The 23,670-nt window shown below is 64.9% G+C and carries 26 protein-coding genes; 14 read left to right on the top strand and 12 right to left on the bottom strand.

Annotated elements, in window-relative coordinates; genetic code table 11:
* On the top strand, window positions 1–691 hold a 691-nt coding region (locus I6F12_RS36645; protein ID WP_225158506.1), incomplete at its 5' end, for an invasion associated locus B family protein.
* 73 nt (window positions 692–764) lie between these two features.
* Here I6F12_RS36645 and hspQ read toward each other — a convergent pair.
* Window positions 765–1,097 (bottom strand): heat shock protein HspQ, encoded by a 333-nt coding sequence (gene hspQ / locus I6F12_RS36640; protein WP_024341905.1) that lies wholly within the window; start codon window positions 1,095–1,097, stop codon window positions 765–767.
* Between the two features lie 106 nt (window positions 1,098–1,203).
* Here hspQ and I6F12_RS36635 point away from each other — a divergent pair, with 106 nt between their 5' ends.
* Window positions 1,204–2,157 carry an AEC family transporter gene (locus I6F12_RS36635; RefSeq protein WP_036012489.1) on the top strand — a complete coding sequence of 318 codons (954 nt, stop codon included), beginning with the start codon at window positions 1,204–1,206 and terminating at the stop codon, window positions 2,155–2,157.
* Between the two features lie 227 nt (window positions 2,158–2,384).
* Here I6F12_RS36635 and I6F12_RS36630 read toward each other — a convergent pair whose 3' ends face one another.
* Window positions 2,385–3,569, bottom strand: a complete 1,185-nt coding sequence (locus tag I6F12_RS36630) for a UbiH/UbiF family hydroxylase (protein WP_225158505.1) — start codon at window positions 3,567–3,569, stop codon at window positions 2,385–2,387.
* A gap of 129 nt (window positions 3,570–3,698) precedes the next feature.
* Between I6F12_RS36630 and pcsA the strand changes: the two genes are divergently transcribed.
* From pcsA to I6F12_RS36615, 3 genes are all read left to right on the top strand, one after another.
* On the top strand, window positions 3,699–4,436 hold the full coding sequence (pcsA, locus tag I6F12_RS36625; protein WP_225131431.1) for a phosphatidylcholine synthase: 738 nt from the start codon (window positions 3,699–3,701) through the stop codon (window positions 4,434–4,436).
* Window positions 4,433–5,158, top strand: coding sequence for a TerC family protein (locus I6F12_RS36620; RefSeq protein WP_036012482.1), 726 nt, complete (start codon window positions 4,433–4,435; stop codon window positions 5,156–5,158). The genes pcsA and I6F12_RS36620 overlap by 4 nt, the downstream gene beginning before the upstream one ends.
* An 86-nt stretch (window positions 5,159–5,244) precedes the next feature.
* The gene (locus I6F12_RS36615; RefSeq protein ID WP_225158504.1) at window positions 5,245–6,219 is read left to right on the top strand and encodes a quinone oxidoreductase; all 975 of its coding nucleotides are present in this window, start codon (window positions 5,245–5,247) and stop codon (window positions 6,217–6,219) included.
* A gap of 113 nt (window positions 6,220–6,332) precedes the next feature.
* On the opposite strand, the gene I6F12_RS36610 is transcribed toward I6F12_RS36615, so the two are convergent.
* From I6F12_RS36610 to I6F12_RS36595, 4 genes are all read right to left on the bottom strand, one after another.
* The gene (locus I6F12_RS36610) at window positions 6,333–7,523 is read right to left on the bottom strand and encodes an acetylornithine transaminase (protein ID WP_225158503.1); all 1,191 of its coding nucleotides are present in this window, start codon (window positions 7,521–7,523) and stop codon (window positions 6,333–6,335) included.
* Between the two features lie 270 nt (window positions 7,524–7,793).
* Entirely contained in the window at window positions 7,794–8,435 is a 642-nt protein-coding gene (locus I6F12_RS36605; protein ID WP_225158502.1) for a hypothetical protein, read from the bottom strand.
* Between the two features lie 97 nt (window positions 8,436–8,532).
* On the bottom strand, window positions 8,533–8,925 hold the full coding sequence (locus I6F12_RS36600) for a tetratricopeptide repeat protein (protein WP_225158501.1): 393 nt from the start codon (window positions 8,923–8,925) through the stop codon (window positions 8,533–8,535).
* Between the two features lie 6 nt (window positions 8,926–8,931).
* Complete coding sequence (locus I6F12_RS36595; protein ID WP_225158500.1) at window positions 8,932–9,192, bottom strand: hypothetical protein; 261 nt, start codon at window positions 9,190–9,192, stop codon at window positions 8,932–8,934.
* Between the two features lie 122 nt (window positions 9,193–9,314).
* Here I6F12_RS36595 and I6F12_RS36590 point away from each other — a divergent pair, with 122 nt between their 5' ends.
* Entirely contained in the window at window positions 9,315–10,256 is a 942-nt protein-coding gene (locus I6F12_RS36590; protein WP_225158507.1) for a hypothetical protein, read from the top strand.
* Window positions 10,257–10,356: 100 nt separating this feature from the next.
* Here I6F12_RS36590 and rimO read toward each other — a convergent pair whose 3' ends face one another.
* A complete protein-coding gene (gene rimO, locus I6F12_RS36585; protein ID WP_225158499.1) occupies window positions 10,357–11,676 on the bottom strand; it encodes a 30S ribosomal protein S12 methylthiotransferase RimO in 1,320 nt (439 codons plus the stop codon).
* A gap of 161 nt (window positions 11,677–11,837) precedes the next feature.
* Between rimO and I6F12_RS36580 the strand changes: the two genes are divergently transcribed.
* The 6 genes from I6F12_RS36580 to I6F12_RS36555 all read left to right on the top strand — a co-directional run bounded on the left by I6F12_RS36580 (window position 11,838) and on the right by I6F12_RS36555 (window position 18,508).
* Window positions 11,838–12,401, top strand: a complete 564-nt coding sequence (locus I6F12_RS36580; protein ID WP_225158498.1) for a hypothetical protein — start codon at window positions 11,838–11,840, stop codon at window positions 12,399–12,401.
* A gap of 247 nt (window positions 12,402–12,648) precedes the next feature.
* Window positions 12,649–13,239: an ANTAR domain-containing protein gene (locus I6F12_RS36575; protein WP_036012463.1), complete on the top strand. Its 591-nt coding sequence runs from the start codon at window positions 12,649–12,651 to the stop codon at window positions 13,237–13,239.
* The gene (locus I6F12_RS36570) at window positions 13,236–14,399 is read left to right on the top strand and encodes a CmpA/NrtA family ABC transporter substrate-binding protein (protein ID WP_225158497.1); all 1,164 of its coding nucleotides are present in this window, start codon (window positions 13,236–13,238) and stop codon (window positions 14,397–14,399) included. The genes I6F12_RS36575 and I6F12_RS36570 overlap by 4 nt, the downstream gene beginning before the upstream one ends.
* A 334-nt stretch (window positions 14,400–14,733) precedes the next feature.
* Entirely contained in the window at window positions 14,734–16,518 is a 1,785-nt protein-coding gene (locus I6F12_RS36565; protein WP_225158496.1) for a NirA family protein, read from the top strand.
* Window positions 16,515–18,131, top strand: a complete 1,617-nt coding sequence (locus tag I6F12_RS36560) for a sulfite reductase subunit alpha (protein ID WP_036012449.1) — start codon at window positions 16,515–16,517, stop codon at window positions 18,129–18,131. The genes I6F12_RS36565 and I6F12_RS36560 overlap by 4 nt, the downstream gene beginning before the upstream one ends.
* 224 nt (window positions 18,132–18,355) lie before the next feature.
* Window positions 18,356–18,508, top strand: a complete 153-nt coding sequence (locus tag I6F12_RS36555) for a hypothetical protein (RefSeq protein ID WP_036028094.1) — start codon at window positions 18,356–18,358, stop codon at window positions 18,506–18,508.
* A 110-nt stretch (window positions 18,509–18,618) separates the two neighbouring features.
* Here I6F12_RS36555 and I6F12_RS36550 read toward each other — a convergent pair whose 3' ends face one another.
* Genes I6F12_RS36550 through I6F12_RS36540 form a run of 3 tightly spaced genes read right to left on the bottom strand, consistent with a single transcriptional unit; the run spans window position 18,619 to window position 21,187 of the window.
* A complete protein-coding gene (locus I6F12_RS36550; protein ID WP_225145723.1) occupies window positions 18,619–19,389 on the bottom strand; it encodes a 5-oxoprolinase subunit PxpA in 771 nt (256 codons plus the stop codon).
* Between the two features lie 32 nt (window positions 19,390–19,421).
* Window positions 19,422–20,459, bottom strand: a complete 1,038-nt coding sequence (locus I6F12_RS36545; RefSeq protein ID WP_225158495.1) for a biotin-dependent carboxyltransferase family protein — start codon at window positions 20,457–20,459, stop codon at window positions 19,422–19,424.
* Window positions 20,456–21,187, bottom strand: a complete 732-nt coding sequence (locus I6F12_RS36540; protein WP_225148735.1) for an allophanate hydrolase subunit 1 — start codon at window positions 21,185–21,187, stop codon at window positions 20,456–20,458. The genes I6F12_RS36545 and I6F12_RS36540 overlap by 4 nt, the downstream gene beginning before the upstream one ends.
* 257 nt (window positions 21,188–21,444) lie before the next feature.
* On the opposite strand from I6F12_RS36540, the gene I6F12_RS36535 reads away from it, so the two are divergent.
* The gene (locus I6F12_RS36535; RefSeq protein ID WP_036012452.1) at window positions 21,445–22,143 is read left to right on the top strand and encodes a ribonuclease activity regulator RraA; all 699 of its coding nucleotides are present in this window, start codon (window positions 21,445–21,447) and stop codon (window positions 22,141–22,143) included.
* A 23-nt stretch (window positions 22,144–22,166) separates the two neighbouring features.
* Entirely contained in the window at window positions 22,167–22,571 is a 405-nt protein-coding gene (locus I6F12_RS36530) for a cupin domain-containing protein (protein ID WP_036012436.1), read from the top strand.
* Between the two features lie 142 nt (window positions 22,572–22,713).
* Here I6F12_RS36530 and I6F12_RS36525 read toward each other — a convergent pair whose 3' ends face one another.
* The gene (locus tag I6F12_RS36525; protein ID WP_225152657.1) at window positions 22,714–23,070 is read right to left on the bottom strand and encodes a hypothetical protein; all 357 of its coding nucleotides are present in this window, start codon (window positions 23,068–23,070) and stop codon (window positions 22,714–22,716) included.
* A 179-nt stretch (window positions 23,071–23,249) separates the two neighbouring features.
* Window positions 23,250–23,670 (bottom strand): DUF2147 domain-containing protein (locus tag I6F12_RS36520; RefSeq protein ID WP_225158494.1); only part of this gene is annotated, 421 nt, incomplete at its 5' end.

Below are 23,670 nucleotides of genomic sequence, written 5' to 3'. Positions count from 1 at the left end.
GGCCTCCCCGGCCCCGGCTCCGAAGGCGGCTGCTCCCAAGGCAGCTCCCAAGGCTCCGGCGCCCGCAGCATCCCCTCAGGCTCCCCCGCAGCAAGGCGCCCCGCAGCAGGGCGCAGCTCAGCCCGCCGATCAGCAGATCCAGCTGATCTATGCGCCCTGGACCAAGTTCTGCCTCAAGGGCCAGGACGCCAATGCCAAGCAGGTCTGCTTCACCGGCAAGGACGGCCGTATCGAATCGGGCCAGCCGGTCATCGCGGCCGTGATCATCGAGCCGGAAGGCGAGCCCAAGAAGATCCTGCGCGTGACGCTGCCGCTCGGCATGCAACTCGTGCACGGCACCCGCATCATCGTCGACAGCAACGCGCCGCTGCAGCAGCCCTATGTGATCTGCTTCCAGAACGGCTGCATGTCCGACTACGAGGCCACGCCCGAGCTCATCAACAACATGAAGAAGGGCCAGAATCTCGTTGTCCAGGCGATCAATGCCAACGGCGCGCCGCTGACGCTGCCGCTGCCGCTCGCCGGCGAATTCCAGAAGGCCTATGACGGTCCGCCGACCGATCCGAAGGTGTTCGAGGAAACCCAGAAGAAGCTGCAGGAAGAGCTGCAGAAGAAGGCCGAAGAGCAGCGCAAGAAGCTCGAGCAGCAGGGTGGTGGCGCACCGGGCGCGGCTCCGACCGGTCAGAAGTAATCGGGAGCAAATCCCGGACGTGAAAAAGGCGCTCGGTTCGAGCGCCTTTTTTGCTGGCCGACGATCACGACGATCAGTTCAGCGAGGGATTGCGCGGGCGATAGCCGCCGGCCTTGTCCTTGACGAAGATCTCGGCGACCTGGGAATGCCGGACCGGCTCGCCGGAATCGTCCGGCAACAGGTTCTGCTCCGAGACATAGGCGACGTATTCGGATTCCGCGTTCTCCGCGAGCAGGTGATAGAACGGCTGGTCCTTGTGGGGCCGCACTTCCTCGGGAATCGACAACCACCATTCCTCGGTGTTGTTGAATTCCGGATCGATGTCGAAAATCACCCCCCGGAACGAGAAGATCCGGTGGCGAACGACCTGTCCGATCTGGAATTTGGCGGTCCGCGCTTTAATCATCCCCCGTCGATAGACCAGGATTGTGGCCGATGCTAGTGCCCTCAGCTGGAATTAACCTTCGTCTCCGGGGCGGATAGCCCCCAAGCCTTCAGAAAAAACTTCAGCAATGGTCGATATCCTCAATCTGGCGCTGCCTTATTTCGGCTTGATCTTCGTCGGTTTCGCTTGCGGGAAGGTCAAGTCCATCCCGGAATCGGGGCTCGCCTGGATGAACTTCTTCCTACTCTACGTGTCGCTGCCGGCGCTGCTGTTTGCGATCATGTCGAAGACGCCGTTTTCGGAATTGAATAACCCGCCGTTCCTGGTGGCGACGACGCTCTCGACGGTCGCGGCATTCACGCTGGCGCTGGTGGTCGGCAAGCTATTCGGACGGCTGACGCTGCGCGAAGCGACGCTCGCGGGCCTCTCCGGCGGCTACGGCAATATCGGCTATATGGGCCCGGGCCTCGCACTTGCGGTGCTGGGGCCGAAGGCGGCTGCGCCGACCGCGCTGATCTTCTGCTGCGACAGCATCTTCCTGTTCACGATCGTGCCGCTCTTGATCGAGCTTTCCGACCGCGACCATCCCTCGCTCGTCCATGCTTTCGGCGTCGTGCTGAAGCAGATCGTGCTCAATCCGCTGATCATGTCGGCTTGCTTCGGCGCGGCGGTGGCGGCGCTGCATATCGAGCTGCCGGTCGCGCTCGACCGCACCATCACCTTCCTGCAGAACGCGGCCGCGCCGACCGCGCTGTTCGTGCTCGGCGTGACCGTGGCGCTCCGCCCGTTCGATCGGGTGCCGTGGGAGGTGCCGGGCGTGATCGCGGTCAAGCTGCTGATCCATCCGCTCGCGGCGTTCGCCCTGATGCTGGCGTTCGGTCCGTTCGCGCAGCCCTGGGCCGCCACCGCCGTGCTGATGGCCGCGCTGCCGCCGGCGCTCAACGTGTTCGTCATCGCCCGGCAGAACGATGCCTGGATCGAGTCCGCCTCCGTCGCGGTGCTGCTCGGCACCTTCGCCTCGGTGGTCACGCTGACCAGCGTGATGTGGGCGATCCAGACGGGACGGTTGGCGTTTCCTTGATGGTGATGAGATTGGCTTGATCTCTTCCGCGGGCCGGTGCGCTCCCTTTCCCGCTTGCGGGAGAGGGTCGGGGAGAGGGCTCTCTCCGCGTCGGGATTGTCGAGAGTGCAGAAAAAATCCCGTCGCGGAGAGAGCCCCCACCCGGCGCTTCGCGCCGACCTCCCCCGCAAGCGGGAGAGGTTGCACCGAGCCAGCGGTGAAGTCGTCCAACCTAACGCGCTTCGGAGCTACCTGCGCCAGGTCGGCGTCAGGCCTTCGCGCATGGCGAAGCGCCGGAGCGGGCCGATGGCACCGAGGAGGTGCATGCCGACGGCGCGGACGGGCTGGAGCGGCAGGAAGTCGTTGAGCAAGGAGCGGTTGGCGATGTCGATCGCAAAGGTACGGCTCAAGATGTCCGGACGCCGCGCGCGGTCATAGCGCTTGAGCACATCGTCGGCGCCGGGATCCTGTCCCGCGGCGATGGCCTCGCCCGCGAGCCGGGCAATGTCGGCGGCATCGCGCAGGCCGAGATTGAGGCCCTGGGCGCCGATCGGCGGCACCACATGGGCGGCTTCGCCGACCAGCGCGATACGGTCGCGGCCGAAGCATTTCGGACGCTCGATCGCGAGCGGGAACAGGTTGCGGCCAGGCTCCACATTCATCCGTCCCAGGATCGAATGCGACTGTTTCTCGATCGCCGCCGACAGCTCCTCGTCGCTCAAGCCGCGCAGCCGTTCAGCCTCCGCAGGCGCTGCGACCCAGACGATGCTGGAGCGGTCGTCGGGCAGCGGCACGAACACGCAAGGCCCGTGCGGCGTGTGGAACTCGGTCGAAACGTTGCGATGCGGCCGGGCATGGCCGACGTTGAAGGTCAGCGCGGTCTGGTTCAGCTCGCGCCGTGTCACCGCGATGCCAGCAGCCTCGCGGCACAGCGAGTGCCGGCCGTCGGCGCCGACCACGAGGCGCGCCGAGAGAAACTGTCCGGACGCCGTGCGCAGCGCGACGTCGTCGGCCTCGATGACGACGCTTTCGGCCTCGTCGTCGAAGCGGACGAGATTGGGCAGCTCGGCCGCGCGCGCTTCCAGCGCCAGCATCAGCGAGCGGTTGTCGATGTTGTAGCCAAACGCATCGAGGCCGATTTCGTGACAGGAGAAGCGCACCTCGGGGCTGCGGAACAGCCGGCCGGTGTCGTCGACGAGGCGCATGACTTCCAGCGCAGCCGCCTTGTCCCTGCAGCGCGACCAGACGTCGAGGCCTTCCAGTAGATCGATGGAGGCGCCGAGCAATGCGGTGGTGCGATTGTCGGCATAGGAAACGCGGCGCGCCACCAGTGCGGTCCGGGCACCCGCCTGCGCCAGGGCGATCGCCGCGGCAAGGCCGGCAGGTCCGCCGCCGATCACGGCCGCGTCATGGAGTGTCGATGCGTCTACCATGGAACGACATTTGACACGCCGGGCGGCAAATTCAAGCCCACCTATATTTCCCTGATTTTATGGCGAATTTTGCGATCGTGCGCCGCAATGGCGGATGTGCAAACCGGTCGCATTCTGATAGCAGAAGCCATGGATATTCAGCAGGATTCCCTGAAGCCGAGACCGGTGATCCGCGCCGCAGCCTTCTCGGTACACATCTTCACCGCCTTCGGCGCGGCAATCGCGCTCCTGGCGATGCTGGAGGCCGTGCGCGAGCACTGGGCGGCGATGTTTCAATGGCTGGGCGTCGCCCTGATCATCGACGCGATCGACGGGCCGATCGCGCGGCGGCTCGACGTCAAGAACGTGCAGCCCAACTGGTCGGGCGACGTGCTCGATCTCGTGGTCGACTTCTGCACCTATGTCTTCGTGCCGGCCTATGCGATCGTCGCGAGCGGCATGCTGCTGCCGGTAGCGGCTCCCTTGCTCGGCATCGCCATCATCGTCACCAGCGCGTTGTATTTCGCCGACCAGCGCATGAAGGCCGACGACAATCATTTCCGCGGCTTCCCGGCGCTTTGGAACGCGGCCGCGTTCTATCTGTTCCTGCTGCATTGGCCGCCGCTGTGGGCGACGCTGCTGGTCGCCGCGCTGGTCGTGCTGACGTTCGTGCCTTTCCATGTGCTGCACCCTGTCAGGGTGGTGCGGCTGCGCTGGCTGACGATGTCGCTGATCGCGGTCTGGGCGCTGCTCGCCTTCTACACGCTGCAAATGGATTTTCGCGTCGGCACCGGGGTGACCGTCGTGCTCTGCGCCATCGCGCTCTGGATCAGCTTCAGCGATGCCTTGATCCGGTTGGCGAAATCCCTGGCGAGATTATCGGCGTGATGGAGCTGCTGACCAGCCCGGAAGCCTGGGCCGCGCTGCTCACCTTGACGGCGCTCGAGATCGTGCTCGGCATCGACAACGTCATCTTCATCTCGGTGCTCGTCTCGCGCCTTCCCGAGAAACCGGCGCAGCGCGCCCGCCAGATCGGGCTTGCGCTGGCACTGGTCTTTCGCCTCATCCTGCTCAGTCTCCTGGTCTGGCTGATCGGCCTGACCGCTCCGGTGCTCTCGATTCAGGGCTATGCTTTTTCCTGGCGCGATCTCATCCTGATCGGCGGCGGCCTCTTCCTGATCGCCAAGGCCACACATGAGATTCACGGCGAGGTCGAATCCGATCACGACGCGAGCGAGAAGGACTCCACAGGCAGCGCCTTCTTCTGGGTGATCGTCCAGATCGTGATCATCGACATCGTGTTCTCGCTGGACTCGATCATCACTGCGATCGGCATGGCCGAGGACATCAAGATCATGATCGCGGCGGTCGTGATCGCATGCGCGGTCATGTACGTTTCGGCGGGTCCGGTGGCGCGATTCGTCGCGGAGCATCCGACCACCAAGATGCTGGCGCTGGCCTTCCTGGTGTTGATCGGCGTCGCGCTGGTTGCGGACGGATTCCACTTCCACATTCCGCGCGGCTACATCTATTTCGCAATAGCGTTCTCGGCGGCGGTGGAGTTCTTCAATGTGCTGGCCAGGCGCAACCGCCGGAAAGCCGCCAAGTAGTCGCGTTGGGTCGTTTCCAGTCGGCGTCGAGTTGACAAGGCGGGCGCGATAGCTTTCGCTCAGCCGCACGAAGAGGAGGTCAGGTGATGACGAAAGCCATCCGTGTGCACAAGGTCGGAGGCCCCGAAGCCCTGGTCTATGAGAGCGTCGACGTGCCGGCGCCCGGGCCCGGCGAGGTGCGCATCCGCCAGCACGCGGTCGGCCTCAACTTCATCGACGTCTATTACCGCACCGGCCTCTACAAGGCGCCGGAGCTGCCCTTCATCGCCGGCAATGAGGCCTCCGGCGAGGTGGTCGCGGTCGGGCCAGGCGTGACGAATTTTCATCCCGGCGACCGCGTCGCCTATTACCACAATCTCGGCGCCTATACCGGCGAGCGCAACATCCCCTGGGAGAAGCTGGTCAAACTGCCCGATCACATCACCTACGAGCAGGGTGCCGTGCTGATGTTGAAGGGGCTGACGGTCTGGTATCTCCTGCACAAGACCTTCAAGGTCGAGCCGCATCATCGCGTGCTGGTCCACGCCGCCGCCGGCGGCATCGGCCTGCTCGCCTGCCAGTGGGCGAGGGCGCTTGGCGCGCATGTCATCGGCACCGTCGGCTCGCGCGAGAAGGCCGAGCTTGCGGAGGCCAATGGCTGCGATCACGTCATCCTCTACAACGAGGAGGATTTCGTTGCGCGCGTGAAGCAGATCAGCCGTAACGAGGGCTGCGACGTCGTCTATGACGGCGTCGGCAAGGCGACGTTCCCGGGCTCGCTGTCCTGCCTGAAGCCGCGCGGCATGTTCGTCTCGTTCGGCAATGCGTCGGGCCCCGTGCCACCGTTCGCGATCGCCGAGCTCAACAATCACGGCTCGCTGTTCGCGACGCGGCCGAAGCTCAACGATTATGTCGGCACGCGCAAGGAACTGCTCGAAGGTGCCGACACCCTGTTCGCCGCGGTCATCAACGGCAAGCTGCACGTGCCGATCAACCACGCCTACGCGCTCAAGGACGCCGCCAAGGCGCATATCGATCTCGAAAGCCGCAAGACGACGGGGGCTTCGATCTTGAAGCCGTAGCTCTTTCGGCATCGGCGGTTTCGTAGGGTGGGCAAAGGCGCGGAGCGCCGTGCCCACCATCTTCATTGCGGTGAAAAATGGTGGGCACGCTTCGCTTTGCCCGCCCTACAGCACTACGCGACGCGTCTTGCCGCGCCGGCCTTGGTCAAGATCGCGTCGAGACATTCGATCATCTCGGCGATCTCTTCCTTCGTGACGTTCAGCGCCGGCATGAAGCGCAAGCTGTCGAGCTGCGGGGCGTTCAGCAGCACGCCGGCCTCGAACGCCTGCGCGACGATGCCGGGTGCGATCGGCAGCTTGAGATCGAGCGCGAGCAACAGGCCGCGTCCGCGCACGCCACCGAGGCCATGCCGGGCCGAGACCTTCTGCAGTTCGCTTTCGAGCAGGAGGCCGGTCTCGGCGACCTGTTTCAGGAAGTCCGGCTTCTTGACCTCCTCGAGCACCGCAAGTCCTGCCGCGCACATGATCGGATTGCCGTTGAACGTGCCGCCCTGGTCGCCGTGCTCGAAGCATGACGCGCGTTCGGTCGCGAGCAGGGCCGCGAGCGGCACGCCGCCGCCGATGCCCTTGCCGAGCGTCATGATGTCGGGCGCAATGCCGGTGTGCTCGTAATGGAAGAGCTTTCCGGTCCGGCCCATGCCGGTCTGGATCTCGTCGAAGATGAGCAAAAGGCCGTGCGCCTCGGTCAGCGCGCGCAGCTGCTGCAGGAACTGATCGGTCGCAGGCCACACGCCGGATTCACCCTGGATCGGCTCGAGCATCACGGCGACGGTGTTGGCGTTGATCAGGGCTTCGACCGAGCCGATGTCGTTGAGCTTGGCCTTCTTGAAGCCCGCGACCTTCGGCTCGAACAGCGGCTCGAACGCTTTCTTGCCTGAAGCCGACATCGTCGCCAGCGTTCGGCCGTGGAAGCCGCCTTCGAAGCTGATGATCTCGAACGCGCCGCCTTTGTGCAGGCTGCCATATTTGCGCGCGAGCTTGATCGCGCCTTCGTTGGCTTCAGCGCCCGAATTGGCGAAGAACACCTGATCGAACGCGCTGTGCTCGACCAGCGCCTGCGCCAGCTTCAGGCTCGGCTCGTTGTAGAAGGCCGGGCTCGGCGTCAGCAGCCGCTTGGCCTGAGCTGCGAGCGCGTCGGCGATCGCGGGCGGGGAATGGCCGAGGCAGTTCACGGCCCAGCCCTGCACGAAGTCGAGATAGCGCTTGCGGCTGTCGTCCCAGAGGTAGGAGCCGGCGCCGCGGACGAACACGGTCTTTGGCCGTGCGGTGATGTCCATCAGCGCGTCATACGGATGCGTGGTCATGTCGTACTCCTCTGGAGGCGGGTGGAAAAAAGGGCGCAAAAAGCAGAAAGGCCGCACCTTGCGGGTGCGGCCTTTCTCGAAAACTAGCTGAATTCAGTGGTTCAGCGGCGTCCTCGGACATGGCGCACCCTCTCGTCGTCGCGGGAGCGACGGCGGAGCATTTCGGTGCGCTGGTTGGTCCGGGCGTTGATCATGGGGCGGGTCCGTACAGCCGAATGGCAGGACTTGTCAAGCAGGCTTTTTTCAAGATGCACGCCGAGCGTGCATCGGTCAGGTCGGGTGCGCGGCTTCCTCGGCCTCTGCATCGCCCCAATCCGCGTCCGCGATTGCGGTGTCGATCAGCTCGCCCCGCAGCAGCTTGAGCGGCGAATTCCAGTACAGCGCGATGTTGTGGAAGGGGTCGGTCAGCACCTTGAACACCCAGACCAAGCCCGTGGTGACGTCGCGGGTGGCGAAGAGCTGCAGCATGCGCGCAAGTCCGCCGCCGATGCCGATGGCGAGCCAGAGCGCGCCGACATGCCGGACGAAATCGAGGCGGGACGCCGGCGCATCGAACAATCCGAACAGCGTCGGAAAGGCGAACAGCGCCAGCGGCGCACTGCCCCAGACCAGCAGCAGCACGATCTTGCGGGTCTGGTTGTAGCCGACCTTGATCGCTTCCTTGTGTTCGTTGCTGACGCCGTTGACGGCGTCATAGCCGTTCGGCTCGAAGAAGAAATGCCCGGTCTGTCGCGTCAGCATCGCGAGCCAGCCGACGATGCCGGCGAGAGCAGGGTCCTTGATCAGCAGGGCGTAGCAGCCGAGGAAGATGACGGCGCTGATCAGGTGCAGCGTCTGGTTGACGGTGCTCTGGTGGTAGAAGCGGTAATCGTCGAAGCGCTGCGTGCGCAGCATGTCCGAGAGGCGGCTCATCCTCATTCCTCGCTCGCGTTGAAGACGCGGGCAGAGTTAGGCCGAGTCCGTGACCGCTGCGTGAATGCATTATAGTGTCACATTCCTAACGTGACGCTTACTCCACGCCATAGTGCGAGAACACATCGGCGATGCCGGCGTTGATCGCCTTTGCGGCCGCGATGTCGCGCACGGCGCCTTCGCTGTCACCCTTCTTGCGCTTCGCCAGTCCGCGGCCGTAGAGCGAGCCGTCGAGCCCCGGCTTGATGCTCAGCGCGGCATCGTAATCGGCGATCGCCGCGTCGAGATTGCCGAGCTTGAGATGGGCAAGGGCGCGGCTGTCCAGCGTGTAGGCATCGTTGGGAGCCATCTTGAGCGACTGCTCGCAATCGGCCAGCGCCTCCTGCAGACGGCCGACGATCGCGCGGGTGAAGCAGCGCGAATTGAACACGTCCGCGCGGTTCGCATTCGCTCTGATGGAGCGGTCGTAATCGTCGAGTGCCAGCGCCACGGCGCGCTAGGGCTCCCCACGTCGCCGAAACATTTCGCCGCGATTGGCGAGCGCGTGCACATCGTCGGGATTGGCCTTGAGCAGGGCCGAGCAGCCGGCGAAGCGCCGGTCGTCGCTGCCTCCGCCGTCGTTTGCGAAGCACCACTGGCGGGCCTGCGCGGCGGATGGTGATCGCGCGTCGGCGGGGGCCGGCAGCGCGAGCAGGGCCATCGTCAGGCCGATTGCGGACAGCTTGAGGAGAATCCCTGACGTTTCATCGTGTTTCATTGTTTCCGCGTCGAAACCATTGCGCCTCTAGCGCGTTTGTGATCGAAGGACGCGACTTGGTTCGAACCGAATGCATCACCGCCCAGACCAAGAAGGCGGGACCAACCAGACAGCTCAAAGCCTTGTCCGATACGCCCTATCCGATCGACCTCGACAGCATTCGCGGCGCGTTTCCGCCTGGCGTCGAGGCGCTGCCGCTGCTGGTCGACTTTGCGGCCTGGCTGAAGGGGCGTCCCTGGGGCAGCGTCGGCTGCTTCTCGCTGCAGGGCCAATTCTCGGACTCCGCGCCGATCGTCGACGGCAGTCCGTTGCGCGACAGGTTTTCGCTGTTCATGCGCCTGCCGGACGGCTCGGCCGTCGGCGGCTGGTATGGCGCGGGTCTTGATCGCGACAATCCGCCGATCGTCGGTCTGGGTTCCGAGGGTGATTACGAGCTGCTGGCGCCGAGCCTCGATGCGCTGCTGACGAGGCTGACGTCGCAGCAATTCGACAGGGCCTGGAGCGATCTGAAGCCGCATGACGACGTCGAGCCTCAAACCGTCGAACTTGCGCAATGGCTCGCTGGACAGCCTGTTGGCGAGAAGGCGACGTGTGACGACGGGCCTCCGGAGCTGCCTGATTTCCGCGGCTTCATGGAAAAATGGAGCCGGGACCGCGAGGATTATTGGGCTAACCATCGCATGATGGCCGAACTCGGCTGGCGGCTGGCCGCCCATCTGCCCAAGGGCAAGAATGCCTGGGATAAGACGCGTTTCGAGGTCGCAATCGTCGGCAAGCAATATCAAGCGCGCGTGCTGACGCGCGGACCGCAGCCGTTCGAGGAAGCGGCTTCTATCGAATCCTTGCTGCGCGATCTGCGCGAACAGATGTGGAAGGCTCAGCCTGAGCTCGGGTTATGGTACGCGATGAGGTTCGGACTCTACGCCGACGGCCGCGTCATGCCGAGCTTCGAATACGATGTACGCCCGACCATCGACGGCGAACCGGCATTGCTCTCCGAGGCGAAAGCCGATCTCGCCCGTGCACCAAGGCCGGAGCGCTGGGTGCCGAAATGGCTGGCGTGATTGTCTCCACACTGTCATTGCGAGCGTAGCGAAGCAATCCAGACTGTTCCCGCGGAGGGATTCTGGATTACTTCGCTACGCTCGCAATGACGGAACGCGGTCAGAACCCCGCGACGCTGCCGTGCAGATCGTATGCGTCGGCGCGCTCGATCTTCGCCGTGACGATCTCGCCGACGCGCAGCGGGCGGCGGCTCGTCAGGTACACCGCGCCGTCGATCTCCGGCGCATCGGCTTTGGAGCGGCCCTTGGCGACGGTCGGGCCGACCTCGTCGATGATGACCTGCTGCCGCGTGCCGACCTTGCGCTTCAGCCGGCGCGCCGAGATCTTCTGCTGCCGGGCCATCAGCGCGTTGTAGCGCTCCTGCTTGACCTCTTCGGGCACCGGGTTTTCGATCGCGTTCGAGGTGGCGCCGGCGACCGGCTCGTATTTGAAGCAGCCGACGCGGTCGATCTCGGCCTCGTCGAGCCAGTCGAGCAGATAGGCGAAATCGGCATCGGTCTCGCCGGGGAAGCCGACGATGAAGGTCGAGCGCAAGGCGAGATCGGGACATTCCTCGCGCCAGCGCTTGATCCGCGCCAGCGTCTTGTCCTGCGCCGCCGGACGCTTCATCGCCTTCAGCACCTCGGGGCTCGCATGCTGGAACGGGATGTCGAGATAGGGCAGTACCTTGCCCTCGTTCATCAGTGCGATGACCTCGTCGACATGCGGGTAGGGATAGACATATTGCAGCCGGACCCAGGCTCCCAACTCGCCGAGCTCGCGCGCGAGGTCGAGGAATTTGGCGCGGACCTGGCGGTCCTTCCACGGGCTCTCGGCATATTTGAGATCGACGCCGTAAGCTGAGGTGTCCTGCGAGATCACCAGGAGCTCTTTGACGCCCGCGCCGACGAGGCGCTCGGCCTCGCGCAGCACGTCATCGGCGGGGCGCGAGACGAGGTCGCCGCGCAGCTTCGGAATGATGCAGAAGGTGCAGCGGTTGTTGCAGCCCTCGGAAATCTTCAAGTACGCGTAGTGGCGCGGGGTCAGCTTGATGCCCTGCGGCGGCACCAGGTCGAGATGCGGATTGTGCGCCGGCGGCAGCGCGCGGTGCACGGCGTCCAGCACGCTCTCATATTGCTGCGGGCCGGTGATGGACAGCACGCCCGGATAGGCCTGCTCGATCGCTTCCGGTTCCGCGCCCATGCAGCCGGTCACGATCACCTTGCCGTTCTCGGCCATGGCCTCGCCGATCGCCGAGAGCGATTCCTGCTTGGCGCTGTCGAGGAAGCCACAGGTGTTGACGATGACGATGTCCGCCCCGTCATGCTTGCGGGCGAGCTCATAGCCCTCCGCGCGCAGCCGCGTGATGATGCGCTCGGAATCCACCAAGGCCTTGGGACACCCGAGTGACGTGAATGAAATGCGCGGCGCTCTGTCCATGTAATCGCCTGGAGCCTATCTGAATTGTCTGGATTTGCGATCCAAGTAATTGAACCGATGGCGAAATTCAACAACTAACGTATGCGGCGCGTGGCTAAAGCAGTCTTCGCGCGTTGCTTGATTTCACCGAATTTCACGGAATTTCACGGAGCTTAACCACGATGCGCCGCTTCATCTTCGGCTTGGCTTTCGTCACCGTTTCCTATGGCGCCATGTTTCCGGCCCGCGCTGAAGTCGACAAGATCATCCATGTCTGCGATCGGCAGGAACGATTGTGTCCGGAATTCAGGCCTCGCGTGAAGGCACCCGACGGGTGGACGAGGGATGAGGCCGCGAGTCTCAAATACGGCGCATCGATGTTCGTTCCTAAAGGGAAGACATTCGGTAAAGCAGAAGCAATCATCTATGCCGAAGGCCGCTATAACGAGGGCCGCACCGAACTGGTTCAATGGATCGCAACGAGCGATAGCGATTGGGCGACGACATCCGGCGACCATGCCAAGATCACCACGCTTCCCTCGGTCAACCCGAAGGTCATCATCAACCGCTACGACAATCCATCCTTGAAGGACCAGCCGGTTGAAGTGATCGCGCATTACGCTGATCTCGACAAGGACGGCAATTCTTACGTCGTGCGGCTAGCGGTCTCCGGCCGCACTGAGGCGGCGGTGCTGGCCGCGGTGCCACTTCTCGACAAGATGATCGTTGGCGCGAAGATTCCGTGAGAGCATGGGTTCTGCTTCGCAGCTGAAGGCTGCGCGAGCGTTTTCTTGCGGGAGGGCGGCACGGAAAGTTTACATTCGTCGTGTCAGGGACACCCGAGCGACCCGAAGCTGACCTTGGGCGCAGCCGTCTGATCCATATCTAATCTGCCTGATTGACCGGCCTGAGCTAGTCCCAATTGCCCATAATTACAACCCTTTGCAGGGCGATCCGGCGTGCTATGGATGAATCAGCTGCCGTGAGTGAGCCATGAGCGCCGAACAGTCGCCCAAAATCGTGATCGTCGACGAAAGCCCGATCCGGGCCGCGATCCTGGAGGAGGGATTGCGCGAGGCCGGGTTCACCCAGGTCGTCCATATCAGCGAGATGCAGAGCCTGCTGGCCCGTATTTATGCGGCGGACCCCGACATCATCGTGATCGATCTCGAAAACCCCAGCCGCGACGTGCTGGAGGCGATGTTCCAGGTCAGCCGCGCGGTGAAGCGGCCGGTCGCCATGTTCGTCGACCAGAGCGATTCAGCCTCGATCCAGGCCTCGGTCGAGGCGGGGGTGTCGGCCTATATCGTCGACGGGCTGAAGAAGGAGCGCATCAAGCCGATCCTCGACCTTTGCGTGTCCCGTTTCAACGCCTTCGCCAAGCTCCAGGAGGAACTGGAGCGCACCAAGTCGCAGCTCGAGGACCGCAAGATCATCGAGCGCGCCAAGGGCATTCTGATGAAGGTGAAGGGCCTGACCGAGGACGAGGCCTATGTGCTGCTGCGCTCCACCGCGATGCGCGAGAAGAAGAAAATCGGCGAGATCGCGCAGTCGATCATCACCGCGTCGGAGATGCTGAAATGACCGTCCCCCTCCGCATCGGGTTCATTCCGCTGGTCGATGCCGCCGCGCTGATCGTCGCGGTCGACAAGGGCTTTGCCGCCGCCGAGGGGCTCGAGGTCGAGCTGGTGCGCGAGGTCTCCTGGTCCAACGTCCGCGACAAGCTCAATATCGGCCTGTTCGATGCCGCGCATCTGCTCGCGCCGGTGGCGATCGCGTCCTCGCTCGGCCTCGGCCACGTCAAGGTGCCGATCGCCGCGGCCTTCAATCTCGGCATCAACGGCAATGCCATCACGGTGTCGCCGGCGCTCCATGCCGCGCTGATGGAGGAGATCGACGGCGATCGCTTCGACCCGATGGCGACGGCGAAAGCGCTGGCGAAGGTGGTTGCCAAGCGCCGCAAGGCAGGGGCCGAGCCGCTCACCTTCGGCATGACCTTCCCGTTCTCCACCCACAATTATCAATTGCGGTTCTGGATGGCGGCGGCGGGCGTCGATCCCGACGAGGACGTGCGCCTCGTGGTGCTGCCGCCGCCCTATATGGTCGACAGTCTCAAGAACGGCCATGTCGATGCGTTCTGCGTCGGCGCGCCCTGGAACTCGGTCGCGGTCGATCTCGGCATCGGCCATATCCTGCATTTCGTCGCCGACATTTTGGTGCGTGCGGCGGAGAAGCTGCTGGCGGTCCGCCAGACCTTTGCCGACAAGAACCCGGACGTGGTCGCAGCCCTGGTGCGGGCAGCCGTGAAGGCCGCCGAGTTCATCGAGCATCCCGAGAACCGGACCGAGGCGGCGCAGATCCTGGCCCAACCCGAACGGATCGGCGTCGACGCCGAGGTCATCCAACGCACCCTGACGGGGCGCCTGAAGATCTCGCCCGATGGCACCTTCCGCGAAAGCGGCCGCTACCTGCTGGTCGGACGCGAAGGGGCAGGGCGTCCCGATTCGGTCCAGGCCGCCTGGCTCTATGCCCAAATGGTGCGCTGGGGCCAGACGGCGCTCACCCCTGACGGGGTCAAGACGGCGATGGCGGTGTTCAGGCCCGATCTCTACGACGCGGCGCTCGGCAACAGGGCGCCGCCTGAGGCTCCCGCAGCGTTCGGCGCCTTTGCCGGTCCGGCCTTCGACCCCAACGATATCCGCGGGCATCTCGAGGCCTTCGGGGTCGGGCGCTGGAAGGCCTGATTCGCGGTTGCTTCGCTTTTGAGCAACTAAGATCCTTGGCTAATGTTTGAGCTGGCTGCTCGTATTTCGGGAGAGTTCCCAAGCCGGCAGTTTCCGGGTGACGTCCTAATTATCTGAAACTTCATTGGTTTTTATTTCGACCAAGCTGGCACGCAACTTGAATGTTGCGCTGCGGCCAGCTTGTCATAGGTGCCTGCTGAGCCAAGTCCCGCAGCAACGAAGCTGATCGGACCGTGAGTAACGAAGCCGGCTCCTGAGCCAGCCTGACGTTGCTCGCGGGTCGCGCAATCCGTCGAAGCCACCGAAGGTGGCCGCAGGAGCTTCGTTACACACCATGAAAATCGATACGGTCTCAGTCGACTTTACCGACGAGCAGAAACGCTATCTCGAAGGCTTCACGACCGGCCTGCAGATCAGCCGCGTCGGCCGCGGCCTTGGTGGTGGCGGCAGCGGCAAGGCGAATGCCGAGCCTGTGGGTCCCGATGCCGTGCACATCAAGGCGCAGGACAAGGTGATCGCGTCGGGCAAGAAGCTCGCCGATCAGGAGAAGTTCAAGCGCGACGAGCACCCCTTCGACGCCTACCCGCGGCTGCGCCAGCAGGCGCTCGACAACACCCCGCCGAGCCCGGCGGACAATTTCCGCTGGCGCTATTACGGCATCTTCTATGTCGCGCCGACGCAGGACTCCTACATGTGCCGCCTGCGCATCCCGAACGGCATCATGAAGCATTGGCAGCTGTCGGGCCTTGCTGATCTCGCCGACGAGCTCTGCGGCCCCTACAGCCACGTGACCACGCGCGCCAATCTCCAGCTGCGCGAGATTCCGCCGAAGCATGCGATCAGAATGATCGAGGGCATCCAGGAGCTCGGCCTGTGCTCGCGCGGCTCCGGCGCCGACAACATCCGCAACGTGACGGGAACGCCGACCGCCGGCATCGATCCGCAGGAAATCATCGACACGCGGCCCTATGCCCGCGAGTGGCACTACCACATCCTCAACGACCGCTCGCTCTACGGTTTGCCGCGCAAGTTCAACGTCGCCTTCGACGGCGCCGGCCGGATCGCGGTGCTTGAAGAGACCAACGACATCGCCTTCACGGCCTATGAGGTAAAGGACGGTTTCGGCGTCGAGCCCGGCGTCTGGTTCCGGCTCGGCCTCGGCGGCATCACCGGTCACAAAGACTTTGCGAAATATTCCGGCATCATCGTCAAGCCGGAGCAGGCGACCGCCGTCGCCGACGCCATCGTGCGCGTGTTCATCGAGCATGGCGACCGCACCAACCGCAACAAGGCACGGCTTAAATACGTGCTCGACGCGATGGGCCATGACGGCTTCCTCAAGCTGGTCGAGGAGCGGTTGAAGACGCCGTTCACGCGCGTGCCGGAAGAGGCGTTCGCGCCGCGTCCCGCGGCGGATCGCATGGCACATATCGGCGTGCACAAGCAGAAGCAGGACGGCCTCAACTGGATTGGCGTATCGCTGACGCTCGGCAAGCTCACCTCCGATCAGATGCGGGGCCTCGCCAAGGTGGCGCAAGATCTCGGTGACGGCGAGATCCGGCTCACGGTCTGGCAGAACCTGTTGATCTCGGGCGTGCGCGACGCGAATGTCGAGCTCGCCATTGCCGCGATCAAGCAGATCGGGCTCGCGATCGAGGCCTCGCACATCCGCGCCGGCCTGATCGCCTGCACCGGCAATGCCGGCTGCCGCTTCGCGGCGTCCAATACCAAGCGCAATGCCGCGGAGATCGGTGACTGGTGCGAGCCGCGCGTCGCGATGGACAAGCCGGTGAACATCCACCTGACCGGCTGCCATCATTCCTGCGCGCAGCACTACATCAGCGACATCGGACTGATCGGCGCGCGCGTGCCGATCAATGAGGAGGACACCGTCGAGGGCTATCACCTCTTCACTGGCGGCGGGTTCGGCCCCGACGCCGATGTCGGGCAGGAGGTCTATCACGACCTCAAGGCCGAGGACGCGCCGAAGACGGTCGAGGCGCTGCTCAAGGCCTATCTCGCCCACCGCGCCTCGCCCGACGAAACCTTCCTCTCCTTCGCGCGCCGCCATGACGGCGAAACGCTGCGCAAGCTTGCCGATGCACAGGTGTCCGCATGAACCAGATCACGCCTCCGCCGAAACTCGATATCATCCCCGCCAGCGCCCCGTTCTCGGATGCGCAGCGCTCCTGGCTGAACGGCTTCTTTGCCGGGCTTTTGTCGCCTGACGTCGCAACGCCGCTGTCGGCAGAGCAGGGCGCCGCCGTCATGCAGGCCGGTGACGGCGACGACGGCGAAGCGCCGTGGCACGACCAGACCATGCCGATCGCCGAGCGGATGAAGCTTGCCGAAGGCCGTCCCTTGCGCCGCAAGATGATGGCGGCGATGGCACAGCAGGATTGCGGCCAGTGCGGCTACAATTGCCACGATTATTCGGAAGCAATCGCGAGCCGTAGCGAAGCGCGGCTCAATCTGTGCGTCCCCGGCGGCAAGGAAACCGCGCGGATGCTGAAATCGCTGTACGAGGAGCTCGACAAGGCGCCCGCGGCCAAGACCACCGACAAGAGCACCGACAAGGCCGGCGCTCCGGCGCCGGCTGTGACCGTGACGATCGCAGAGCCCGGCCGCTCGCGGGACAATCCGATCCAGGCGACCTTCCTGTCGCGCCGTCTTCTCAACAAGGGCAAGTCGGAGAAGGAGACCTATCACATCGAGTTCGATCTCTCCGAGGGCAAGCTCGACTATGTGGTTGGTGACAGTTTTGGCGTCTTCCCGCGCAACGACGTCGGCCTCGTCGACCAGATCATCGCGCTGCTCGGCGCCTCCCACACGACCAAAGTCAACGGCAAGACGCTGCGCGAGGTGCTGATCGACGACGTCTCGCTGTCGCCGGCGCCCGACACGCTGTTCGAGCTGATCTCCTTCATCACCGGCGGCGCGCAGCGCGAGAAGGCGCGGGCGCTGGCGCAGGGAGAGGATCCCGATGGGGATGCCGCGACGCTCGACGTGATGGCGGCACTGCAGAAGTTTTCCGGCACGCGGCCACATCCCGAGGCCTTCGTCGAGGCGCTGGAGCCGCTGCAGCCGCGGCTCTACTCGATCTCGTCCTCCCACAATGCGACGCCGGGAAAGCTGTCCCTGACGGTGGACTCGGTACGCTACGTCATCGGCAAGCGCAGGCGGCTCGGCGTCGCCTCAACCTTCCTCGGCGAGCGGATCAACGAAGGCGAGAAGCTCAAGGTCTATGTGCAGAAGGCGCACAATTTCGGCCTGCCGCAAGACCCGAAGACGCCGATTATCATGGTCGGTCCCGGCACCGGCATCGCGCCGTTCCGCGCCTTCCTGTTCGACCGTAAGGCGACCGGCGCGCCCGGCAAGAACTGGCTGTTCTTCGGCCATCAGCGCAGCGATTGCGATTTCTTCTATCAGGACGAGCTCAACGCCATGAAGACCTCAGGGCTTCTGACGCGCCTGTCGCTGGCCTGGTCGCGCGACGGCGAGAAGAAGTTTTACGTGCAGGACCGCATGCGCGAGGTTGGCCGCGAATTGTGGACCTGGCTCGCCGAGGGCGCGCATCTCTACATCTGCGGCGATGCCAAGCGCATGGCCAAGGACGTCGAGCGCGCGCTGGTCGACATCGTCGCGCAGTTCGGGGCACGTTCGACCGATGAAGCTGTCAGCTTCGTCGCCGAGCTCAAGAAGACTGGCCGCTTCCAGGCTGACGTGTACTAGTCGGACGACTCCTCTCGGGGTTGGGCGTCATCCGATTGTCATCCGTCCCGGTTCCAACTGGCTTGGATTCTAACGAATAAGATTCTCGGAACCTGCTGGTGAAGAGAATTTGCATCTGCGATGGGGGGCCTCCAGAGAACCCTCATCGCTTTTTCCGCCACCGTCTTGCCTCCCGCCCTGGTTGTTCCTTCATACTCCCGCAAATGGGGCGTTGGAGATCGACCATGCGCGAACTATCGGCGGAAGCCAGGCTGCACTTCTACGCGCGCTCGCTCTCGCGCCGGACCGGGGCGAGCATGCATCACGTTGCGATGTACAGCGCGTTTGCGGTGATCGCGGCGATCGTGTTCGGGACGCTGTCGGTGCACCCGTTTTGAAGGTCTTGTAGGGTGGGCAAAGGCGCGTAGCGCCGTGCCCACCATCCTTTCATACCGTGATAGTCGGTGGGCACGCTTCGCTTTGCCCACCCTACGTTAGCGAGCGTTTGTTACGCCCCGCGCTTGAACGGCGCCACCTCGATCCCCGCAGCTTTCAACGCCTGCCGCACGCCGCGCGCGATCTCGACCGCGCCGGGCGTGTCGCCATGGATGCACACCGTATCCGTGCGCATCTTGATGACCTTGCCCGTGACCGACACCACCGCGCCGTCCTGCACCATGCGTACCACGCGCTCGGCGATCGCCTTGGCGTCGTGCAGCACCGCGCCGGGCTTCTTGCGCGAGACGAGGTTGCCGTCATCCTCATAGGCGCGGTCGGCGAACACCTCGTGCACCATCGGCAGGTTGGCGTCTTCGCCGGCCTTCACCAGCTTCGAATTGGCGAGCACGACGAAGATCAGGCTGGGATCCACCGCCTTGATGCCGGCAGCGATCGCCTTCGCCGTCATGTCGTCCTCGCAGGCGACGTTGGAGAGCGCGCCGTGCGCCTTCACATGGGTGACCTTGTAGCCGGCCGCAGTCGCGATCGCCTGCAACGCGCCGATCTGATAGGCGACGAGGTTCTCGATCTCGGAGGCCTTGAGCCCTGCGATCGGATGCCGGCCGAAGCCGTGCAGGTCGCGATAGCCGGGATGCGCGCCGACCGAGACACCGCGCGCCTTCGCAAGCTCCACCGTCCGGCGCATGATGTCGGGGTCGCCGGCATGGAAGCCGCAGGCGACGTTGACCGAGCTTGCCAGCTCGATCATCGCGGCGTCGTTGCCCATCTCCCACGCGCCAAAACCTTCGCCGAGGTCGCAATTCAGATCGACTGTCTTCATGGGTTGCTCTCCGCCTCTGGTCTTGTTGTCGCTTACGGCTCCGCCGTGACCTGCCACGTCCCGGAATCGACCGCGCTGACCGCATAGCCCGCTACGTTAGCATCGCTGAGCGCCTCGATGTTGAGGGCGACGATGTCGGAGGAGCGCAGACGATCGGGCAGGCTGCGGATCGCTTGCGCGAACTTGCGCGCCTCGTCCTGCGCTTCGGCCATGCTGACCGCCTTGAAGCGGAACGCGGTTCCTGCCGAGGTCTGGGCGAGGCGGCCGATATCGGCCGTGATCACGGTTGCGATCTTCGGATAGCCGCCGGAGGTGCCGCGATCCATCATCAGCGCGATCGGCGCGCCGTTGCCGGGCACCTGGATGCTGCCGTTGACCGTGCCGTCGGAGACGATGTTGTGGCCGTGCAGATGCTTGATCGCGGGGCCCTCGAGGCGGTAGCCCATGCGGTCGGAGGTCGCCGAGATCTTCCATTCGCTGTCCAGGAACAGCGCCTTGTTGGCGTCGTCGAATTCGTCGTCCTGAGGCCCTAGCAGCACGCGGATCGGACCGGTCGCCGGCTTCGGCAGCTCGATGCGCAGCTCCGGTGCGCCGCTGGCGGCATCGACCGTGAACTCGTCACCGGCCTGGAGCGGGCGCGGGTAGGGGCTGCCGAGGCCGGCGCGGGCGTTCACAGCAAGACTGCCGAACACTGCCTCGCCCTTGATGGCGCCTTCGATCGCGAGATAGGTGAAGGCGCCGCCGCGGGCAAAGCCGAGCGTCAGCGTCTCGCCATCCTTGAGCGTCACCGAGGTGTCCATCGCGACCGGGCTGCCGGCGATGTCCGCATTGCGCGGCGCGCCCGATATCGCCACGCGCACGGCGCCGTCGCGGGCGGTGAAGGAGGCACCGAACGGGCCGATCTCGATGGCGGCCGCGAACGGCTCGTTGCCGACCAGCGTGTTCGCCGCCGCAAGCGACAGCCGGTCCATCGCTCCGCTCACGGTCAAGCCGTAGCGCTGCGCGCCGTGGCGGCCGCCGTCCTGGACCGAGCTGGCAGGGCCGATGCTGGCAACCACGAGCCGGCTCATGCGTCCACCTGCTCGGCGACGATCTCGCCGGCTTCCGCAGCGCGGTCCATGTCCTCGAATGTCTTGTGGTCGATCGGGTAGAACGTGACGCGGTCACCGGGCTCGGTGAGGAAGGTCGGATTGCGGTGGAGCTGATAGGTTCGCACCGGGGTGCGGCCGAGCAGATGCCAGCCGCTCGGGGCGGCCAGGCACTGGATGCCGGCCTGGACGCCGCCGATCGAGATCGTGCCTGATGGCGTCAGCAGCCGTGGCGATTGCCGCCGCGACATGTGCAGGAATTTGTCGAGACCGCTGAGATAAGACCAGCCCGGCGTGAAGCCGATCATGGCGACTTTATAGTCGCCGCCCGAATGCCTGATGACGATGTCATCCGGCGTGGTGCCCAACGTCTTGGCGACGTCCTCGAGGTCGATGCCGTGCTCGCCACCATAGGCGACGGGAACGCGCCAGCGGCGCGCTTTGGTGACCGGCGGCAGCGGCCGGGTGGCGATCGGGAGGATCTTTTCGCCGAGCGCCTCAAAGCCGATCTCGCCGGGATCGTAATGGACCAGCAGCGAGCGATAGGTCGGCACGGTCTCGGTGATGCCGTCGATGGGCGCAGCTAGCAGCGCCTTGTCGAGCGCCAACACGCGCTGGTTGGCATCGTCGTCGATGGTGCGGCTGAACTCGACCGTGACGGCACTGTCGCCGCTGGGCAGAAGGCGGGGCGGGGGAAGCGTCGCGGCCATTGAGCTGTCAGAGCGCTGTCGTAATCGGGCTTCTCGGGGATGCGGGCTCGACCTTGAGTTCCGCTTGTCCCTGCTTCGCGTAAATGTGCCCGCAAGTCCAATAAATTAATGCAAGGGGAAGCGATAAAGCCTTGTTATCGCATCGCATAACGGCGCTGCGGCCCTGCGTAATTGCTAGCCTCTTGGCCCTTGACGCAAAGCTCGCGGCTCGCAAGATGCGCGCGTTCTGTCCCGCACCTTGGAGCTCGTTCTCGTCCATGTCGCTGTCCCCCGAAGCCCGCAAGACCCTCGCCGGCATCACCACCGCCACCATCACCACGGTCCTGCTGAAGAAGGGGCTGCGCAATGTGTGGATGCGCGGCGCGCGTCCGTTGCGGCCGGGCCTGCCGCGGCTGGTGGGACCGGCCTTCACGCTGCGCTTCGTGCCGGCGCGCGAGGATCTGGCGACGCCGGAATCCTGGTCGTCGCCGATCTCGACCCGCACCGCGATCGAGGCGATGCCGGAGGGCTGCATCGCCGTGGTCGATGCCATGGGCATCACCGATGCCGGCATCTTCGGCGACATCCTTTGCGCGCGCATGGTCAAGCGCGGCGTCACCGCGCTTGTCACCGACGGCGTGGTGCGTGACGTCGAGGGCGTGCTTGGCACCAATTTGCCGGTTTGGTGCGACGGCTATGCCGCGCCGCCGTCGGTTGCAGGCCTCACTTTCGTCGGCTGGGGCGAACCGATCGGCTGCGGCGGCGTTGCCGTCTTCCCGAACGACATCGTGGTCGCCGACCAGGACGGCTGCGTGCTGATCCCGCAGGCGATGCTCGATCATGTCCTCAATGAGGGCGTCGAGCAGGAGCGGATGGAAGCCTGGATCGTCAACGAGGTGAACAACGGCGCGGTGCTGCCGGGCCTCTATCCCATGAACGCCGAAACCAAGGCGCGCTACGCCGCCAGCAAGAAGTAACGGACAAAGGAACGAGGACCCTCATGGACATCACGCTCGCCGGCACGCGGCCGACCCGCCGCGCGCCGAAGGAACACTTCACCGGCACCGTGTGGCAGGACCCCATCAACATGGCGCCGGCGCCTGCACGGCTGAACGTCTCGCGCGTCGCATTCGAGCCGGGCGCGCGCACCAACTGGCACCACCATCCGCTCGGGCAGACGCTCTACGTGATCTCGGGCGTCGGCCGCGTTCAGACCAAGGGCGGCCCGGTCCAGGAAATCCGTCCCGGCGACACCGTCTGGATTCCGCCGGGTGAAGTGCACTGGCACGGCGCATCGCCGACCAACGGCATGTGCCACATCGCCATGCAGGAAGCGCTCGACGGCGTCTACTCGACCTGGCTGGAGCCGGTCACCGACGCGGAGTATGGCGCGGCGGTGGGATAGTCGCGTGCCCCAGACAAGACGCATCGCCTTAAGGCGATGCGTCGCCGATCCCGGGGCCCAGAGCCTTCGCGCCACTGAGCGCATTGGTCCCGGCTCTGCGCGGCAACGCTGGCGCGTCGCCGCTTTTCCGGGACACCGAATCTCATATCCGCTCCGCGGTCCACGTGCCCGTGCACATGGCGCCGCGCCAGGTGCCGGAGCCGGACGCGCCGCTGAGCCGGCCGAAGCCAACGGCACGCTTGATGCCGGTGCTCAGGGTGACCTTGATGTTGCCGGCATCGGCGACGCGCCCCGACGCCGTCACCGCGGCGCTGCTCGAGGCGATCTGACCATTATTGATGCCGATAGAGACAGTCGCGCCGTTGCCGCAGGCCTGGCTTGATGAAGCAATGCGGACGTTCCACGCGCCATCGAACGTGCTTGTCGCAGCGTCGGCCTGCGCGAGCGGGACAGCGATGACGACGGCGGTGGCGAATAGAGCCTTGCGAAACACGTTCATGACACGCCCCTGTGGTTGACCATGCGGGGGACCGTGACACGTGCGCGGAACCGGCAATGTGAGGGCTGTCACGTGCGCAGGAGGCTGTGTGAGCCTGCGCACGCCGGCACGGCAGGGCGCAAAAGCAAAGGGACCCGCATCGCGGGCCCCTTGTCTGCGTAAGAACGATCAGGCGGATCTCAGTTCACCCGCGTCCAGGTCTGGCCGCCGCAGAACATGCCGCCGAAGGCGCAGCCCTGCACGCGCAGCCGGTCGGTGCCCTTCATGGCGATCGTCGAATCGTAGGTCGAGCCCGAGTTGGGATCGAGGATGCGGCCCGACCATTTCTGGTCCTTGCCCGCCTTCATGTTGATCAGCACCTGCTCGCCGTTCTGGTTCGACTTGCTGTCGACCGAATAGCCGCAGAGGTTGGTGCCGCATTGCTCGATGCGGACCTTGCCTTCCTTCTCCTCGGTGAGCCAGACGCCGATCGGCGAATTGAGGTCGCGCGTCGGCGCAGTTGCAGGTGCAGGCGGCACTGCGGCCGCCTGAACGCGAGCGGGAGCAGGCGCAGGTGGCGGAGGCGGGGCCGGCGGAGCCGCAGCCACCTGCGCCTGCTCC

This window comes from Bradyrhizobium sp. IC4059, assembly GCF_020193615.1.
In the GTDB taxonomy this organism is placed as follows: Bacteria; Pseudomonadota; Alphaproteobacteria; order Rhizobiales; family Xanthobacteraceae; genus Bradyrhizobium; species Bradyrhizobium yuanmingense.
Note: the sequence above shows the minus strand (reverse complement) of the source record. Positions and strands in the feature narration are given on the sequence as shown.

What these genes read in the sequence shown, in the direction of transcription:
- hspQ (WP_024341905.1), bottom strand. Translation starts at nt 1,097, where the DNA reads ATGATTAAAGCGCGGACCGCCAAATTCCAGATCGGACAGGTCGTTCGC.
- I6F12_RS36635 (WP_036012489.1), top strand. Translation starts at nt 1,204, where the DNA reads ATGGTCGATATCCTCAATCTGGCGCTGCCTTATTTCGGCTTGATCTTC.
- I6F12_RS36630 (WP_225158505.1), bottom strand. Translation starts at nt 3,569, where the DNA reads ATGGTAGACGCATCGACACTCCATGACGCGGCCGTGATCGGCGGCGGA.
- pcsA (WP_225131431.1), top strand. Translation starts at nt 3,699, where the DNA reads ATGGATATTCAGCAGGATTCCCTGAAGCCGAGACCGGTGATCCGCGCC.
- I6F12_RS36615 (WP_225158504.1), top strand. Translation starts at nt 5,245, where the DNA reads ATGACGAAAGCCATCCGTGTGCACAAGGTCGGAGGCCCCGAAGCCCTG.
- I6F12_RS36610 (WP_225158503.1), bottom strand. Translation starts at nt 7,523, where the DNA reads ATGACCACGCATCCGTATGACGCGCTGATGGACATCACCGCACGGCCA.
- I6F12_RS36605 (WP_225158502.1), bottom strand. Translation starts at nt 8,435, where the DNA reads ATGAGCCGCCTCTCGGACATGCTGCGCACGCAGCGCTTCGACGATTAC.
- I6F12_RS36595 (WP_225158500.1), bottom strand. Translation starts at nt 9,192, where the DNA reads ATGAAACACGATGAAACGTCAGGGATTCTCCTCAAGCTGTCCGCAATC.
- rimO (WP_225158499.1), bottom strand. Translation starts at nt 11,676, where the DNA reads ATGGACAGAGCGCCGCGCATTTCATTCACGTCACTCGGGTGTCCCAAG.
- I6F12_RS36580 (WP_225158498.1), top strand. Translation starts at nt 11,838, where the DNA reads ATGCGCCGCTTCATCTTCGGCTTGGCTTTCGTCACCGTTTCCTATGGC.
- I6F12_RS36575 (WP_036012463.1), top strand. Translation starts at nt 12,649, where the DNA reads ATGAGCGCCGAACAGTCGCCCAAAATCGTGATCGTCGACGAAAGCCCG.
- I6F12_RS36570 (WP_225158497.1), top strand. Translation starts at nt 13,236, where the DNA reads ATGACCGTCCCCCTCCGCATCGGGTTCATTCCGCTGGTCGATGCCGCC.
- I6F12_RS36565 (WP_225158496.1), top strand. Translation starts at nt 14,734, where the DNA reads ATGAAAATCGATACGGTCTCAGTCGACTTTACCGACGAGCAGAAACGC.
- I6F12_RS36560 (WP_036012449.1), top strand. Translation starts at nt 16,515, where the DNA reads ATGAACCAGATCACGCCTCCGCCGAAACTCGATATCATCCCCGCCAGC.
- I6F12_RS36555 (WP_036028094.1), top strand. Translation starts at nt 18,356, where the DNA reads ATGCGCGAACTATCGGCGGAAGCCAGGCTGCACTTCTACGCGCGCTCG.
- I6F12_RS36550 (WP_225145723.1), bottom strand. Translation starts at nt 19,389, where the DNA reads ATGAAGACAGTCGATCTGAATTGCGACCTCGGCGAAGGTTTTGGCGCG.
- I6F12_RS36545 (WP_225158495.1), bottom strand. Translation starts at nt 20,459, where the DNA reads ATGAGCCGGCTCGTGGTTGCCAGCATCGGCCCTGCCAGCTCGGTCCAG.
- I6F12_RS36540 (WP_225148735.1), bottom strand. Translation starts at nt 21,187, where the DNA reads ATGGCCGCGACGCTTCCCCCGCCCCGCCTTCTGCCCAGCGGCGACAGT.
- I6F12_RS36535 (WP_036012452.1), top strand. Translation starts at nt 21,445, where the DNA reads ATGTCGCTGTCCCCCGAAGCCCGCAAGACCCTCGCCGGCATCACCACC.
- I6F12_RS36530 (WP_036012436.1), top strand. Translation starts at nt 22,167, where the DNA reads ATGGACATCACGCTCGCCGGCACGCGGCCGACCCGCCGCGCGCCGAAG.
- I6F12_RS36525 (WP_225152657.1), bottom strand. Translation starts at nt 23,070, where the DNA reads ATGAACGTGTTTCGCAAGGCTCTATTCGCCACCGCCGTCGTCATCGCT.